Annotated in this window: 15 protein-coding genes and 1 tRNA gene; 10 read left to right on the top strand and 6 right to left on the bottom strand. The window is 41.2% G+C overall.

The window, feature by feature from the left end:
- Window positions 1-203 precede the first annotated feature (203 nt).
- The 4 genes from AB3329_RS08620 to yghU all read right to left on the bottom strand — a co-directional run bounded on the left by AB3329_RS08620 (window position 204) and on the right by yghU (window position 3,012).
- Complete coding sequence (locus AB3329_RS08620) at window positions 204-446, bottom strand: type B 50S ribosomal protein L31 (protein ID WP_067061030.1); 243 nt, start codon at window positions 444-446, stop codon at window positions 204-206.
- Window positions 447-627: 181 nt separating this feature from the next.
- Window positions 628-1,575: a DHH family phosphoesterase gene (locus AB3329_RS08615; RefSeq protein ID WP_368395534.1), complete on the bottom strand. Its 948-nt coding sequence runs from the start codon at window positions 1,573-1,575 to the stop codon at window positions 628-630.
- Between the two features lie 9 nt (window positions 1,576-1,584).
- Entirely contained in the window at window positions 1,585-2,019 is a 435-nt protein-coding gene (locus AB3329_RS08610) for a GNAT family N-acetyltransferase (protein ID WP_368395532.1), read from the bottom strand.
- A gap of 201 nt (window positions 2,020-2,220) precedes the next feature.
- Window positions 2,221-3,012, bottom strand: a complete 792-nt coding sequence (yghU, locus tag AB3329_RS08605) for a glutathione-dependent disulfide-bond oxidoreductase (RefSeq protein WP_368395530.1) — start codon at window positions 3,010-3,012, stop codon at window positions 2,221-2,223.
- Between the two features lie 375 nt (window positions 3,013-3,387).
- Between yghU and add the strand changes: the two genes are divergently transcribed.
- The 10 genes from add to AB3329_RS08555 all read left to right on the top strand — a co-directional run bounded on the left by add (window position 3,388) and on the right by AB3329_RS08555 (window position 10,520).
- Window positions 3,388-4,407 carry an adenosine deaminase gene (gene add / locus AB3329_RS08600; protein WP_368395529.1) on the top strand — a complete coding sequence of 340 codons (1,020 nt, stop codon included), beginning with the start codon at window positions 3,388-3,390 and terminating at the stop codon, window positions 4,405-4,407.
- A gap of 41 nt (window positions 4,408-4,448) precedes the next feature.
- Complete coding sequence (locus tag AB3329_RS08595; RefSeq protein WP_067061047.1) at window positions 4,449-4,892, top strand: flavodoxin; 444 nt, start codon at window positions 4,449-4,451, stop codon at window positions 4,890-4,892.
- Between the two features lie 258 nt (window positions 4,893-5,150).
- Complete coding sequence (gene sufB, locus AB3329_RS08590) at window positions 5,151-6,536, top strand: Fe-S cluster assembly protein SufB (RefSeq protein ID WP_368395528.1); 1,386 nt, start codon at window positions 5,151-5,153, stop codon at window positions 6,534-6,536.
- The gene (locus AB3329_RS08585; protein WP_368395526.1) at window positions 6,529-7,269 is read left to right on the top strand and encodes a VTT domain-containing protein; all 741 of its coding nucleotides are present in this window, start codon (window positions 6,529-6,531) and stop codon (window positions 7,267-7,269) included. Before sufB ends, AB3329_RS08585 begins: the two co-directional genes overlap by 8 nt.
- Window positions 7,270-7,271: 2 nt before the next feature.
- Window positions 7,272-7,541 carry a chorismate mutase gene (locus AB3329_RS08580; protein WP_368395525.1) on the top strand — a complete coding sequence of 90 codons (270 nt, stop codon included), beginning with the start codon at window positions 7,272-7,274 and terminating at the stop codon, window positions 7,539-7,541.
- Window positions 7,538-7,921 carry a fluoride efflux transporter FluC gene (locus AB3329_RS08575; protein WP_368395522.1) on the top strand — a complete coding sequence of 128 codons (384 nt, stop codon included), beginning with the start codon at window positions 7,538-7,540 and terminating at the stop codon, window positions 7,919-7,921. Before AB3329_RS08580 ends, AB3329_RS08575 begins: the two co-directional genes overlap by 4 nt.
- Window positions 7,914-8,243 (top strand): CrcB family protein, encoded by a 330-nt coding sequence (locus AB3329_RS08570; RefSeq protein WP_368395521.1) that lies wholly within the window; start codon window positions 7,914-7,916, stop codon window positions 8,241-8,243. The genes AB3329_RS08575 and AB3329_RS08570 overlap by 8 nt, the downstream gene beginning before the upstream one ends.
- Window positions 8,244-8,506: 263 nt before the next feature.
- Window positions 8,507-8,854 carry a 50S ribosomal protein L19 gene (rplS, locus tag AB3329_RS08565; protein WP_067061068.1) on the top strand — a complete coding sequence of 116 codons (348 nt, stop codon included), beginning with the start codon at window positions 8,507-8,509 and terminating at the stop codon, window positions 8,852-8,854.
- A gap of 148 nt (window positions 8,855-9,002) precedes the next feature.
- A tRNA-Arg gene (locus tag AB3329_RS08560) sits at window positions 9,003-9,074 on the top strand.
- Window positions 9,075-9,311: 237 nt separating this feature from the next.
- Window positions 9,312-10,520 (top strand): FtsW/RodA/SpoVE family cell cycle protein, encoded by a 1,209-nt coding sequence (locus AB3329_RS08555; RefSeq protein ID WP_368395519.1) that lies wholly within the window; start codon window positions 9,312-9,314, stop codon window positions 10,518-10,520.
- 305 nt (window positions 10,521-10,825) lie between these two features.
- Here AB3329_RS08555 and AB3329_RS08550 read toward each other — a convergent pair whose 3' ends face one another.
- Together AB3329_RS08550 and AB3329_RS08545 are read right to left on the bottom strand one after the other, a co-directional pair.
- Window positions 10,826-12,292: an InlB B-repeat-containing protein gene (locus AB3329_RS08550; RefSeq protein ID WP_368395518.1), complete on the bottom strand. Its 1,467-nt coding sequence runs from the start codon at window positions 12,290-12,292 to the stop codon at window positions 10,826-10,828.
- Window positions 12,293-12,630: 338 nt separating this feature from the next.
- Window positions 12,631-14,946, bottom strand: coding sequence for a Spy0128 family protein (locus AB3329_RS08545; RefSeq protein WP_368395516.1), 2,316 nt, complete (start codon window positions 14,944-14,946; stop codon window positions 12,631-12,633).
- Window positions 14,947-15,311: the final 365 nt, after the last annotated feature.

The raw sequence follows: 15,311 nt of genomic DNA, 5'->3' as shown, positions 1-15,311 counted from the left end.
GGCGCTGACTGAACAGCAGCAGGTCAGATGCCAAAAGTATCTACGGATTTAGTTAATTTATGCAGTCATGAGCTTAGTAAATGATTTTGTCCTGTTTTGTATTATATACAATATCATATTAAACGGAATCAAAGATAAAAAAAGCCAAATTCGATTTTCTCGAACTTGGCTTAATATCTTTTTTAGCCGGTAAATGCGGCTGCTTATTTGAGACCGTATTTCTTGTTGAAACGATCCACACGGCCGTCTGCTTGTGTAAACTTTTGACGTCCAGTGTAGAAGGGATGTGAGTCTGATGAAATTTCAACACGAACAAGCGGGTAAGTTTTTCCTTCAAACTCTACAGTTTCATTAGAAGTACGTGTAGAGCCGCTAAGAAACTGATAACCGGTAGTAGTATCCATAAAGACGACAGAGCGGTATTCTGGATGAATGTCTTTTCTCATTTTAAATTCTTTCCTTTCTGCCATGACAGTCGCCTGCCATAGTTGTTAACCATTTTATTTTATCAGAACTTAGATAGCTTGACAAGCTTTTTATTCAAAAAAATAGATTATTAGCTTGAGGCTGATAGAGGCTGATAGATAATGCTTAAAAAGATAAGACAAGATTTTTGGCCTCTGATTCTTACGGCTCTGAACTGTATTTTAACAGTGCCTTAATTTCTTGATAAATGACTTCGTTTTCCTCAAGGCTGTATGAATTCGCACCGCTGGCCAAAGGATGGCCGCCGCCCGCATGCCGCTTAGCGATGTCGTTGATGATATGTGATTTGCTGCGCAGGCGCACACGATAGTGGCCGTCAGGCTGTTCCACAAATATGGCCCAGACCTCCACGCAGTTGATTTTCCCTGGAGTAGCGACAATGGCAGATGTTTCAGGATCAGTAATATCAAATTTTTTCATCAGTTCCTGAGTTAGAACCAGACGAGCCGCACCATTTTCGTCAATTTCAAGATTAGATAAGGCATAGGCCTGCAGTTTTGCAATTTTTAAAGAAAAACTGTCCATTTGTCGTGCGATAGCTGCAAAATCAAAATGATAGTTTCTCAGCTGGCTGGCTATAGCGAAGGTTTTACTGCTGGTAGAAGGGTAGAGGAAACGCCCGGTATCACCGATAATTCCAGCATAAAGAAGGCGTGCTGCCTCATCAGAAAGTTTTAGCTGCAGGGTCATAGCAAAATCGGCGATAATCTCGCTGCTGCTGGAAGCGTCAGTATCAACATAGATAAGATCTCCATAGGCGTCGTCGTTAGGATGATGATCGATTTTAATGAGAAAATCTCCCCCTATATAGCTGCTGTTATCAATTCTCGGCCTGTTAGCAGTATCAGTTACAATTACCAGAGCATTTAAGTAATCGCTGTCACTTACAGTTTCCATATGTCCCAGCCAGGCTAGTGTAGGTTCATCGTAACCTGGAGTGATGACCTTTTTATCCGGGAAGTTGTGTTTAATGATTTCTTTGAGACCAAGCTGGCTTCCCAAGGCATCAGGGTCAGGTTTCATGTGCCTATGGATAATAATTGTATTATACTGCTTAATTTTTGCTAAGATTTGTTCAAATAGTGTCATAAAAAAAACTCAGTTCCTTTTTAAAATCATATCGATATGAGGGATGCCGTCTTCCAAGTAGCGGTCAGAGGCCGTTTGAAAACCAAAAGAGGCATAAAAATCTTTGAGGTAGAATTGTGCTTGAATACAGACAGGGAGTGCAGGGAAGCTTTCTTGGCAGACTTGCAGAGCCTGCTTAACCAGTTCCCTTCCAAGGCCGTTTTTTCGGCAGTTCCTTGCGGTTAAAACGCGCCCTAATGCGACACTTTCCCCTCTGGGGATTATCCGGCAGTAAGCCTGGATGTCACCGGCTTTTTTCCAAAAAAAATGCAGAGCTTCCAAATCATGTTTATCTACTTCTTGGTAGGGACAATTTTGCTCAACAACAAAAACGGCGACCCGTTCTTGGTAGATAGCGAAGAGTTCAGATTTTGTCAGTTCCTCAAATCTTTTACAGACCCACATAAAGTTCCTTTCTTTACGATGTTATTATACCATAAAAAAAGAGCGGCCCGAAAGCATAACATAGTAGCTTTCCGGTTTTACCGTTCTTTTAAAAGCTGAGAAATATCTCAAAACTGTTACAAAGCAGGAGCTTGGACCGGAGATTGGTCCAGAAGCTGAGGCTGTACTTTTAGAGACAGCAGCCAAAACAGCTCTCCTCTGTTATTTAATATCTTGGTATTTTGCCTGTAAACCGCGGATGACAGCAGGTCTTTCAGCAATTTTTTCAGTCCAGGCTTGTAAGTTTTGATAGGATTGGACATCAAGAAATTCCCCTGCTCTGTCCCAAATTTTATCTTGGGCCAGACGTCCGTACCATGACCAAATGGCAATATCTGCGATAGTATAGCTGCTTCCGGCGATATAAGGTTTAAGTGCCAGTTCTTTATCAAGCAGATCGAGCTGCCGTTTAGCTTCCATAGCAAAGCGGTTAATACTGTATTCAATTTTTTCCGGTGCATAATGGAAAAAGTGACCAAAGCCGCCTCCAAGAAACGGTGCAGCGCCGGTCTGCCAGAAGAGCCAGTTTAAGACTTCAGTCCGCTGGAGAGGATCTGTCGGAATCAGCTGATTGAATTTTTCAGCCAAATAAAGAAGAATATTGGCTGACTCAAAGACACGAATGGCTTTGTCCCCTGACTTATCAAGCAGAGCTGGAATTTTTGAATTGGGGTTGATTGCGACAAAGTCTGAACCAAACTGATCTCCTTCACTGATTGCGATTCGGTAAAGGTCATATGCTGCCTCAGTGATTCCCAGCTCCTTAAGTTCTTCAAACATGATGGTCGCTTTTATGCCATTTGGTGTGCCAAGGGAATAAAGCTGAAAAGGATTGCTTCCAGTTGGCAGTGTCTGTTCAAATCGGGCTCCGGCTGTAGGCTGGTTAAGGCTGCCCCACTGTCCGCCCATATTGACAGGATTTTTCCAAATTTTAGGTGGTTGATAATCTGACATTATTTTCTCCTTTTAAAATATAAGAGTATATGAACCGCGTATAAACAAAAAAAGAACAAATGCATGACAGCTGTTCTACACCGGATTTCGGATTCAATTCAAGGCAGCCAGAAAGGCAAAAAGAAAAATACCGGTCAATCATTAAAGTCTGTCATTTCTTACAACAATTCTGCTCAAGGCGTTTTGGCGTATCAGTCAGCATACTTGTGATATCTTAAATTTTTAAGAAATTACCGATCGTTGTGCTAAACTGCTTTTACTTTAGAGAGACGCCTTTGTTTTAACGATGTGATAAGCATAGCAAATTTACACTTGAATTTCAAATAAATTGTGTTAAGATAATAAAAATATCATTTTGCTACGGGAGGGCTGATAATGGATAAACAATTGCTGCAAGATTTAGCAAAAACCGAGCTGCACTGTCATTTAGACGGATCGATTTCGATGGAGACAATTCGTCTTTTGGCTGATATGGCTGGAATTATGCTGCCGCAATCAGATAAGGAGCTAAAAAGGTTAGTCACTGTGCCTGAGAAGACCGAGAGCCTGACCGATTATCTGAAGACTTTTGATTTTATCCGCCCGCTTTTACAGACTAAAAAAGCTCTGCAGACAGCTGCTTATGATGTTGCCAGACAGGCTGCAGCTGATAACGTCATCTATATTGAAATCCGTTTCGCACCGGAGCTGTCTATGGATCAGGGCTTATCTGCGTCGGAGACTGTCTTTGCTGTTTTAGAGGGCTTAAAACAGGCCAAAGCAGATTTTGGCATTCGGGGAAAAGTTATTGCCTGCGGGATGCGTCAATCCACTAAAGAACTGACTCGAGACCTTTTTGGGCAGTTGGCAGAACTTTCAGAGGCAGGATTTGCTGGCTTTGATTTTGCTGGTGATGAGCATGGCTTTCCTCCTGCAGAAATTGAGGATTTAATCCGCTATACTCAAACTTTAGGCCGCCCTTTGACCTTTCATGCTGGTGAATGCGGCTGTCCAAACCATATTGCCGATTCTATCGCTCTTGGGATTAAACGCCTGGGGCATGTAACAGCTATTCATAATCAACCTGAAATCATCAAATCTTTGGTTGAACATCAAGTGACAGCAGAACTTTGTCTGACCAGCAACCTTCAGACCAAAGCAGTAAAGAATTTATCTGATTTTCCTTATCAGGAATTGTATGACGCAGGTGCAAAAATTACCATTAATACTGATAACCGGACAGTATCTGATACAAATCTGACCAGAGAATATGAACTGTTTCATCAGTATTTTGCAGCAGATTTAGCAGATTTTCTGCAGTTTAACCGCAATGCTGTCCAAGCTTCTTTTACAAGCGATGCTGAAAAAAGGGATTTATTAGCAAAAATAGAAAAATTATATGCTGCATTCTTGTAGAAATATGCTAAAATAATAGTAATGTTTTATTGGAGGAAGAAATGGCTTTAGCTAAAATTGTTTTTGCCAGTATGACCGGAAATACTGAAGAAATCGCTGATATAGTCGCTCAAAAATTAGAAGATTTAGGGCATACGGTTGAAGTAGATGAGTGTACGACGGTTGATGCAGCAGATTTCGAAGATGTGGATCTGGCTATTGTAGCAACCTACACCTACGGTGACGGGGAGCTTCCTGATGAGATTGTTGATTTTTATGAGGATTTAGCTGATTTAGATTTGTCAGGTAAACTTTACGGTGTCGTTGGGTCAGGGGATACCTTTTATGATTATTTTTGCCAGTCTGTAGATGATTTTGAGGCACAGTTTGCTTTGACAGGGGCTTCAAAGGGAGCGGAGTCAGTTAAAGTGGATTTAGCTGCTGAAGACGAAGACATTGAACATTTAGAGGCTTTTGCAGAAGAACTCTCAGCAAAACTGCCTTAAACCATATCTGAAAGCCAAACCGAAAAAGCTGTTTGGCTTTTTTATTTACCAGACTGCAAATCTAATCATTATAAGGTAAGCTTGGGTGCTCCTATAAAACAATTTTGAGCCGTCTTCTCTTTCTCTTGAGAGAGGAAATCAGCCTCTGGTTTTTATTCATGAAATTGTCTTCAAAAGGGGGTATAATAGAATAAAAGCTTCAAGAATTATTGGTTTTAGACAGAAGATTTTCTGTAAGAGGGAGAAAAGAGGTGCACAATGGTAAAAAATAGGGAGTATGCCTTTGGTTTTCATGATGATGTCAAGCCGCTTTACTCGACAGGCAAGGGGCTGACAGAAGAAATTGTCCGCAATATTTCTGAAATTAAGAATGAGCCGCAGTGGATGCTTGACTACCGTCTGCAATCTTTAGAACTGTTCAACAAACTGCCTTTGCCTGACTGGGGACCTGACTTATCCGGCATTGATTTTGAACAGGTTATTTATTATCAAAGATATTCCGGTGAAACGGTTCGTTCATGGGATGATGTCCCTGATAAAATCAAAGAAACTTTTGACCGTTTGGGGATTCCTGAAGCTGAGAAGCAATTTCTGTCCGGAGCGGTGGCCCAGTATGAATCAGAAGTTGTTTATCACAATATGCAGGCTGAGTTTGAAAAACAAGGGATTATTTTTACAGATACTGACACCGCTGTCCAAAAGTATCCGGACTTGGTTAAAAAGTATTTTGGCACCATTATTTCTAATGCAGAGCACAAATTTGCTGCCTTAAACGGTGCTGTTTGGTCGGGCGGAACATTTATTTATGTGCCAAAAGGAGTTCAGTGTGACATTCCTGTGCAAACTTATTTTCGGATTAACGGTGAGAATGCCGGTCAGTTTGAACGAACTTTGGTCATTGTTGAGGAAGGCGGATCTATTCAGTATATTGAAGGCTGTACAGCCCCTACCTATTCTGCTAACAGCCTGCATGCAGCGACCGTGGAAATTGTCGTCAAAAGAGATGCCTACTTCAGATATACTACCATGCAAAATTGGTCGGACAATGTCTACAACTTAGTAACTGAGCGCGGGACCGTTGCTGAAAATGGGACTTTGGAGTGGATTGACGGCAATATCGGCAGTAAGGTCAATATGAAATACCCTTGTTCCATCCTCAATGGGCCTCATGCCCGAACAACTGTGCTGTCCATGTCTTTTGCCAATTTCGGTCAGGATTTGGATGCCGGCTGCAGGGTTTTTCACAATGCTCCCCACACTTCATCGACTTTAATCTCAAAATCAGTTGCCAAGGATGGCGGCAGAACAGATTACCGCGGTCAGGTCACTTTTGGGAAGGACAGCTCAGGTTCCAAATCACATATTGAATGTGACACGATTCTTATGGATGATTTGTCTTCATCAGATACCATTCCCTTCAACGAAATTCACAATGCTAATGTAGCTTTGGAGCATGAAGCTAAAGTTTCAAAGGTGTCTGAGGCCCAGCTTTATTATATGATGAGCAGGGGGATTTCAGAAGAAGAAGCGACTGCTATGATCGTCAATGGCTTTATGGAACCGATAACCAAAGAGTTGCCGATGGAATATGCAGTTGAATTAAATACTCTGATTAATATGAGTATGGAAGGCTCTGTTGGCTGAGAGTTTTGCCTTTCTTGCCAAGCGGTCCACTTTTCTTTATAATATTAGCAAGATGAAGAAAATCCATTTGAAGTATGACGATCTCAAGAAGGGGCTGCTTGTGGCCGGTCTTGTGCTTATCATTCTGTATTTTTTAATTTTTATTGTGAGGCATTATCAGGATATTGCAGCTGTTTTTTCTGCAAGGCAGCCTTTGGAAGATTTTGAGGCACATTTCAAGGCCCGAACGCTGCTGAATTTTATATTGCTTATCTTGCTGACAGCAGTAACAGCGGCTATTCCGTTTATGTCCAATGCTGTTTTTGCTGTTTTTAACGGGGTAGTCTTTGGGCCTTTGCTGGGTTTTGTTATGAATCTGTCCGGCAATATTATCGGGAATTTTTTCTTGATTCAGGTGATGAAGAGGGTCAATATTGCAGACAGAGATAGTCGGTTTCAGAAGCGGCTGGCTGAATGGGATGCTTTTGAAAATAAAACGACAGCCCTGATTATCGGCTATATGTTGCCGATTATTCCGACATTTATTATTGATTACAATGTGACGAAAATGCGGATTTCCTGGAAGCACTGGCTGCTTTGTGCTTTAATCGGAGTAGCTCCGACCAGCCTCCTCTATGCTTTTGGCGGCGATGCCATTTTATCCGGCAACATCAAACGCCTGGCTGTCATTTTGGTCATTATGATTTTGGTATACGGCAGTTATCGTTATTTTAAAAGGAGAAAAGAGAAATAAGTATGGAATTGGAACATATTCGCCAGCAGATTGATTTGGTCGACAAAGACTTGGTTGCCTTGCTGGAAAAGCGAATGCAGCTGGTAACTGAGATCAGTCAGTATAAAAAGGAAAAACAACAGCCGGTTTTGGATTCCGTTCGTGAGCAGACTGTCCTAAAAAAAGCAGCTGCCTATGTCGAAAATAAAGAATTTGAAAACAGTATTGTCAGTATTTTTTCTGATATTATGAAACACTCACGCGCTTATCAAACCAGTAAATTAGAAGAATGAAGAAAGTTTGGGCCTTATTTTTAGTTTTTATCTTGGCCTTTGTGGCTGGGATTATGCGCCATAGTTTGAGCCAGTGGCTTTCTCCGGGGTGGGGGACAGCAATTGTTAATTTTTCCGGGACTGTTTTCTTAGCTTTTTTTATCAAAGGGATCTTTTCTGAAAAAAAGGCATCAAAAAACCTATTAACTATTTTTAGCTCCGGTTTTATCGGCAGTTTTACGACCTTTGCCGCTCCTCTTTTGCTTATGCTTCAGGCTCTGCAGGAAGGCGATTGGGCTAAATTTAGCTTCTGGTTTTTGATTTATTTCTTAGGAGGCATAGGAGCAGTGCGTTTGAGCATTTATTTGGCCAAGAGAAGGATGGAGAGACAGAGTGATTAATATTTTAGGGATTGGTTTTGCCTGTGGTATAGGAGCTCTTTGTCGCTATATCTTATCGTTTGCTAACAGAAAAAACTTTCCTTGGGGGACCCTGATTAGCAACCTTTTCGCGGCTTTTCTTATAGGCTTTTTTTCGCGGCATCTGACAGATAAAAATCTCAATATTCTCCTATCTGCCGGATTTTTAGGGGGTTTAGGAACGTATGCTACCCTAAACTATGAATTTGCAGCCTTTTTCTCAAAACAATCCTATGCTTTTGTTTACTATAGCCTGACCTATGGCCTGAGGCTGTTTTTAGCCTACATCGGGATGTCAGTTTAAACAAGTCTCTGTTGAAAGCTTTAGTGTGCAGTCTCTGCTCTATTTTAATGACTGACACATCGGTAAGAAATACCGATACATTTAATCTTGAGTTATTTGTACCGGTATTAATTGGTTAAAAGTTTGCACTATTTTTCTGGTGAAAAGGACTGGACAGCTCTGCTTATTTCTGTTAGAATAATGGTTGTGCTTGTAAAGAAAGCGCAAAAAACAGCTAATCCGCTGGGACGGAGCTCTTATGATTAGTAAAGAAGGAGAATCACATGAATCCATTAATTCAAAGTGTAACTGAACAACAGCTGCGAACTGATATTCCTGAGTTTCGTGCCGGTGATACAGTTCGTGTTCACGCTAAGGTTGTTGAAGGAAGCCGCGAACGGATCCAAATTTTTGAAGGGGTTGTTATTTCCCGTAAGGGTCAGGGCATTTCTGAAATGTATACTGTTCGGAAAATTTCCAGCGGTATTGGTGTTGAACGGACATTTCCGCTTCACACACCGCGTGTTGAGAAGATTGAAGTTACTCGCCGCGGTCGTGTTCGCCGTGCAAAACTCTACTATCTGCGTTCTCTGCAAGGTAAAGCTGCACGGATCAAGGAAATTCGTCAATAAGAAAAAAGCTCTTTACAAAGGGCTTTTTAACTTTTTATTAAATGTCTTGCGGATTATCCCTTCAAAAATATAGAGCAGAAATATTTTTGCTGGCAGGGAGACTTGCATTCGGGCTGACTCTAAGGTACAATAGAAAGAGCTTATTTGTGTCCCCTTAGTTAAATGGATATAACAGCTCCCTCCTAAGGAGTAGTTGCTGGTTCGATTCCGGCAGGGGATATTGGCGACACTGGCCTGTTTTAGTGTTTTACCAATAGATAGAACATTTATAAAACGAGCTCTTACTTAAGAGACCAAAACCAGCAAAGCAAGCTGCTTAAGTGCGGCTTTTTCTTTTGCCTGCTGCATCTTTTAATGCTGAACTGCCGGTTCTGATTTATTGCTATCTTAGTCTGCCAATCTTGTAAGAAAAATGGTATAATAGGGGCGTTATTAGAAAAACGTAAAAGGAAGTATCATGGCACGTAAAAGAAATTCCATTGACAGTCGTATTGATTACTCAGTAGTGTTACCTGTTTTTATTCTTCTGCTTATTGGTTTAGCAGCAGTTTATATCGCAACACTCCATGATTATCCAAATAATGTCACTGTGGTGATGACCCAGCAGATTATTTGGATGCTTTGCGGCTGCGTTATTGCTTTTGTTGTTATGCTTTTTAGTACCGAGCTGCTTTGGAAGATCACGCCTTATCTCTATGTTTTAGGCTTGTTTTTAATGATTCTGCCCTTAATTTTTTACAGCCCGACCCTAGTTGAAGCGACAGGGTCAAAAAACTGGGTGACAATCGGTTCGGTCACCTTATTTCAGCCGTCAGAATTTATGAAAATTTCCTACATTTTGATGCTGGCCCGGTCAACTATCTGGTTTCATCAAAAATATCAGGAGCTGACCTTTAAGCGGGATTTGCGGCTGATTGGCATTTATGCTTTAATTACCCTGCCTGTTATGATCTTTTTGGGCCTGCAGAAAGATTTAGGGACAGCTATGGTTTTTATGGCTATACTGGCCGGTATGATTCTGATTTCTGGGATATCTTGGTGGCTGATTTTACCGGTTGTTTTGTTTGTCGCTCTTTGTTTTCTGATTTTTATCATTATCTTTCTTATCCCCAACGGCAAAGAGTTTCTTTTTAATCTGGGAATGGATACCTATCAAATTAACCGTATATCCGCTTGGCTGGATCCTTTCAGCTTTTCAAAAACAATTGCCTATCAGCAAACGCAAAGTATGGTTTCAATCGGTATCGGCGGCTTGTTTGGACGGGGATTTGGAGATGTTGCTTTGTCGGTGCCGGTTCGCGAAAGCGATATGATTTTTACGGTCATTGCTGAAGATTTCGGTTTTATAGGCAGTGCCATTGTTTTGGGGCTCTATTTGCTTTTGATTTACCGTATGATTCGTGTGACATTTGCTTCTAATAACCGGTTTTATGTCTATATTTCGACTGGTTTCATCATGATGATTCTTTTTCATATTTTAGAAAATATTGGAGCGGCTATTGGTATTTTACCGCTGACTGGCATTCCTCTGCCTTTTATTTCCCAAGGGGGGAGCGCACTTATCACCAATCTTATCGGCGTAGGCTTGGTTCTTTCTATGGGATATCAGAACAACTTAAATATTCAAAAAGAGATCGCTGAAAAATTTCTGAGAAGCCGGCGTTGAACAGTTAGATGGCAGATTTAAGCCATCTTTTTTTGTGCTTTCAGCAAGGAACGGTGTCAGCTCAGCTTAAAAACTTCGCTTTGAAATTTGGGCTAGGGCTGTTGAATAAGCTAACGGAGCTATATCTTACCGCCGTGTAATCAGCTCATCCAGAGGTTTAGGCGGCTATGGAAAGTGTTGAGAGGAGGCTAATCTTTAGTATTTCCTCTGCTGACTTAGGACTTTTTAGGTATATAAAAAGCTTATAGTAAAACAAGATATTTCACTATAAGCTATAAGAAAAATATGTCATATGAGGATAATAATTATTTCTTGGATTTGCTTACTCTAAAAATATAAATTGAAGTGATGATAGATACAATTCCTAATATGCTGAGCGCTGGCAGCCCTTTATCACCTGTATTCGGCAATATATTTTTAGTGACTTGATTAACTGAACTTTCTGAATTAACAGCAATACCGCCAATAGTTTTTGGTGTAATCTCTTTGGATCCGGTGTCACCAGCGTCACCTTTTTCCCCTTTATCTCCTTTGGATCCGGTGTCACCAGTATCACCTTTTTCCCCTTTATCTCCCTTGGGTCCAGCGTCACCAGTATCACCTTTTTCCCCTTTATCTCCTTTGGGTCCAATGTCGCCAGTGTCACCCTTATCTCCCTTATCTCCCTTAGATTCGGGTGTTTTTTCCTTATACTTTGCGTAGTAAACCAAATCCTTCTGAACACTAGTTGCTAAGATATCACTGTCACTAACAAGATTAGTCGAATTATCAACATACCAACCTAAAAAAGTATAACCTTCTTTGGCATTAACCTCAGGTAAAGTATTTGCAGTGGCATCAGAAACTGTGCTACTATTTCCTTCAATGTTATAATTCACACTAGATTGCCCTGCGATAGCCCCTTTTTCAATATCTGTCACAAAGGAAACGTTGTGGTTCGGCGCATCCCAAACTGCTTCTAACTGTATATCCTCAGTAATAGTGATACGCGCAATTTCTTCTAACGTGTAAATCCTGTCGCTGCCATTGACACGCCAGCCTTGAAAAGTCCAGCCATAAGCTTGTTCTTCAGCTGAGAGAGTTGGGATAGTTGAATAGCCAGCATACATCCCTAATGTATCACTTACTAGCACTCCGGGGAATGAAATAAATTGTCGATTGTTCGTACTTGTAAACGATTGTGGCCAGTCTCCTCCTCTATACCAGACACGATAAGATACCGCTGCTCCATTTTGATCAACTCCTTGAGAACCCTCTGGAAACTCTCCGTGGAGAGAGTAACTCATAACTTGTTTTGACTTACTCACCATAATCCAGTACAGTTTTTTAACTTCTGACTCTTCAGTAATCTCCACAACAGCTGTCATTTCATCTTGTAATACAAAGGGGCTATTCGGATTTTCCAATTGTTCTTTACTAAAAGGGAGAGGAAGCACTTTGTCATTAACATCCAGTAAAGTGACTGTATAGGTGCCGACAGGAAGATCAGGAATCCTGAATGTTCCCCTACCAGCACTTCCTGACAAACCGCTGTAAATCACTTGTCCTGAACTATCTTCTACTGTTGCATTTATACCATCAAAATATGCTGAAGATACCCATGATACTTGTGTTCCGTACCCTTTTCCATCAATTCCGGTAACAAAATTCCGAGCCGTCTCATTGGGAAAAAGTGAAATGTGACCTTCAATTTCTGCTGCTTCGACTGCGGAAACTCCATAAACAAACAAAGTGCTCATTAAAAAGAAGAGGGTTATTATCTTTTTAACCATTTTTAAACTCCTTTGATTTTTTTTGTTTAAAAACTGTTTTTTTTAACTGTTTTATAACTATAATTATATCCGCAAACAAACAATGTGTCAATATTTTGTTGTTTAAAAATGTTTAATTATTTTCAAAAATGAACATCCTGCTAACTTTTGAGACTGGTCCTTATCTTTTGACTAATGATCTAAGTAAAAGCTTGAGTTTTAATTTATTTTCGGATTATAGAGTAGTAATATTCTTAATAAATGGCAGAAAAAAGACAGGTTTCCAGTAAGAGGAAGACCTGTCTTTTGATATAAACGAGCAAAGTTTCAGTTTATTCAGCCTTCTTAGCAGCAAAATTTTATTGCCTATATGATTTACGGAAGTAAATTACTGTAAGGCTTATAGACAGAAGTGCAAAACCAAGAATAACTGCGCCAGTGGATGTGTCTTCACCGGTGCTTGGAAGTTTTTTCTTAGGTTTATTTGTTGTCGTTGCTGGAGTTGGCTTACCATTAGTTGTAGTGGTTGTTGTTGGATCCGAAGTACTTGTTCCAGAGGTTGTTGTTGAATCGGGTGTGTCGGCTGTCGTCGTTGTTGCTGGATCAGAACCACTTGTTTCAGTGGTAGTGGATTCTGTTGACTCTGTTACAAGGGTCGTTGTTGCTTCAGTCACGGTCGTAGTAACCGGTTGGGCAGTTGTAGTGGTTGCTGGGATTCCCGTTGTTGTAGAACTTATCTCTGATGTCGTGGTGGTTGCCAGAGTCGTTGTTGGTTCAGTGGTTGTCGTTGCTTCTGCAGTGGTACTTGCTTCCGATGTAGTAGTAGCTGCTGCAGTCGTTGTTGCAGGTTCAGTTGTTGTAGGCGCAGTCGTGGTTGTCGCTGCCGTTGTAGTGGTCGTGGTTGTCGTTGTCGTTGTTTCTGGTGTATAGATATTTTCAAAAACCGCATCATTGTCTGTGTAGGTTACGGTTGCACTCAGATTGCCCTGATCATCGGCTTCGACATTAACAGTGACTTTGATTGGCTCTGCATCATAGGTGATACGGTCAATTGTCTGACCGGCATTTGCTTCTGTAATGGTGTAGTGGTAAACACCGGCCGTATCATAGGTAAGCTTGGAGAATGTGATGTTGCCATCTGCATCGTTTTTTACTGTTTCAACGGCTTGGCCAGTATCATCATTAGTCAGTGTGAATTCAAATTCTTCTGCTTTTAAATCACGTCCTGTCAGCTTTTTAGTAGCAGCAATATCTGCTGTTGTCGTTTTGCGCTGGTTGCTGATTGTTCTAATCACTCCTTCTGAACCGACAGTCACCTTAATCGGAGTGGAGTCAAGTATATAACCCGTTGGTGCAGTCACTTCTGTAATAGTGAATGCGCCAAGCTTTACATCTTCTTCTGAATAGACGGAGGATTGTGCCACACCATTTTGGTCAGTTGTAACAACTTCTTCAGCTGCAGCTGCTCCTGCCGGAGGCGTGATTTTGAACTGAGCATTAGGAAGACGATCCAGTGTTTTGCTGTCTACTTTGTAAAGTGTGATGCGGTAACCAGTCTGCAATTGGATGGTACCGCCGGTTGTAACAAGGGAGTTGCCTGTATTATAATAAACCAACTGAGTGTTCGTGCTGGTAGCAGTGATATCTTTGTCATCGCCCTTCACTGAAACGGCATTCTGCACCTTGGTTCCATCTGCCGGTGCGGTTGTCTCATACTGAATCCGGAAGCTGGCAGGTTTTCCGTTTTTGACAAATGACGAAGCATTGTTAATTTTCAGAACAAACTGAGTGTGCGATTCGTTCCAGTCAATGGTATAGTCGGTTCCCAGTTTTAATTGCTCTTGATCCATGAAACTAAAGTCGCTGCGGTACCAACCAGCCGTCACTGTGACTGTCTCAGGAATGAACTGCATTGGTGAGTAGTCCTCAGAAACAGTATCTGTCACTTCAATGGTATCATAGGCTACCTGTCGCGTATTAATCCGCACTGTCCAGCCATGAACATACTGACCGCTCTTTCCAAGAGCTTCAGATGTCCAGTTTTTACCATACATAACTCCGCCAGTTTTGGCAAAATTTTCTTTTCCGATGGTGTCTGAATAGTCACTGCCTCCGCTAGGGGAAACTTTGATTTGGTGAGTAATGGTATTTTTAGTTTCAGTTGATAAAAAAGTGACTTCTGTATTTTCTGTCAGTTCCTCCGGCTTAAACTGAGTATAAAAGGTACCAGACACCCCTTGAATCTCTGTACCGCCTTTTTCTTTAAGGTAATCAGCCAGATTTTTAAGGGTAATAGTTGCAGTGCCGCCAGCTCCTGCCCCGTTTGAGACAACATTTGCTTCACCGACCGCTATGCCGGTAGCCTGATCGGTTAAATCAAAAGTTGTTTCTGTCACTGTCAGCGGTTCCGGAATAGTGAAAGTAAAAGTATCCCCATCACTAAGATTTCCGTCATAAGCACTCAAATCAAAGTTTACAGCATACCTGTAACTGCTGTTTTGAGTAAGCTGGTAAACCCCATTTGTCTGAGTGGCTTCTTTGCCATTTGCCACATCCCAAATGATGACATCTGTAATAACATTGGTCAGTTCCTTTGCACTTGCAGTTTCAGCAAAGGCCGTTACTCCAAATATAAGAAGGAATGGGGTTAATAAGCTAAGTATCTTTTTCTTCATTGAACCTCTCCTCGTAAAATAAGTTTATGGGGATTTTCAATCCCAAGTGTTAACAATTTTATAGCTTGACTATTGCAAGGTTTTCCAGAACAATAGAGTCATGGAATGGACTCATGGTTGTTTCTTTCTCTCCTTGTTGCTTAGACTTCATTTTAAAGTCTGTTACCCAAGCCTTGTCCCTACTTCCAACACACTAGCTGTTTCCACGACACTCACTTCTGTACCTAGTAGGGTACATGCGGCAGCTGAGCCAGTGACTAGAATTCTCTTATGCGAGGCTGTTGGTACAAGGTGTTTCTGGGGAACCTTACAGTAGTCAAGAAAACTTCCAAATCCAATTGAAAGGAGACCTTCCAAATGAAATG

Source organism: Streptococcus huangxiaojuni (genome assembly GCF_040930515.1).
In the GTDB taxonomy this organism is placed as follows: Bacteria; Bacillota; Bacilli; order Lactobacillales; family Streptococcaceae; genus Streptococcus; species Streptococcus huangxiaojuni.
This window is presented reverse-complemented; position numbering and strand designations above follow the sequence as displayed.

What these genes read in the sequence shown, in the direction of transcription:
- AB3329_RS08620 (WP_067061030.1), bottom strand. Translation starts at nt 446, where the DNA reads ATGAGAAAAGACATTCATCCAGAATACCGCTCTGTCGTCTTTATGGAT.
- AB3329_RS08555 (WP_368395519.1), top strand. Translation starts at nt 9,312, where the DNA reads ATGGCACGTAAAAGAAATTCCATTGACAGTCGTATTGATTACTCAGTA.
- AB3329_RS08575 (WP_368395522.1), top strand. Translation starts at nt 7,538, where the DNA reads ATGAAGAAAGTTTGGGCCTTATTTTTAGTTTTTATCTTGGCCTTTGTG.
- AB3329_RS08580 (WP_368395525.1), top strand. Translation starts at nt 7,272, where the DNA reads ATGGAATTGGAACATATTCGCCAGCAGATTGATTTGGTCGACAAAGAC.
- add (WP_368395529.1), top strand. Translation starts at nt 3,388, where the DNA reads ATGGATAAACAATTGCTGCAAGATTTAGCAAAAACCGAGCTGCACTGT.
- AB3329_RS08545 (WP_368395516.1), bottom strand. Translation starts at nt 14,946, where the DNA reads ATGAAGAAAAAGATACTTAGCTTATTAACCCCATTCCTTCTTATATTT.
- AB3329_RS08615 (WP_368395534.1), bottom strand. Translation starts at nt 1,575, where the DNA reads ATGACACTATTTGAACAAATCTTAGCAAAAATTAAGCAGTATAATACA.
- yghU (WP_368395530.1), bottom strand. Translation starts at nt 3,012, where the DNA reads ATGTCAGATTATCAACCACCTAAAATTTGGAAAAATCCTGTCAATATG.
- AB3329_RS08595 (WP_067061047.1), top strand. Translation starts at nt 4,449, where the DNA reads ATGGCTTTAGCTAAAATTGTTTTTGCCAGTATGACCGGAAATACTGAA.
- AB3329_RS08550 (WP_368395518.1), bottom strand. Translation starts at nt 12,292, where the DNA reads ATGGTTAAAAAGATAATAACCCTCTTCTTTTTAATGAGCACTTTGTTT.
- rplS (WP_067061068.1), top strand. Translation starts at nt 8,507, where the DNA reads ATGAATCCATTAATTCAAAGTGTAACTGAACAACAGCTGCGAACTGAT.
- AB3329_RS08610 (WP_368395532.1), bottom strand. Translation starts at nt 2,019, where the DNA reads ATGTGGGTCTGTAAAAGATTTGAGGAACTGACAAAATCTGAACTCTTC.
- sufB (WP_368395528.1), top strand. Translation starts at nt 5,151, where the DNA reads ATGGTAAAAAATAGGGAGTATGCCTTTGGTTTTCATGATGATGTCAAG.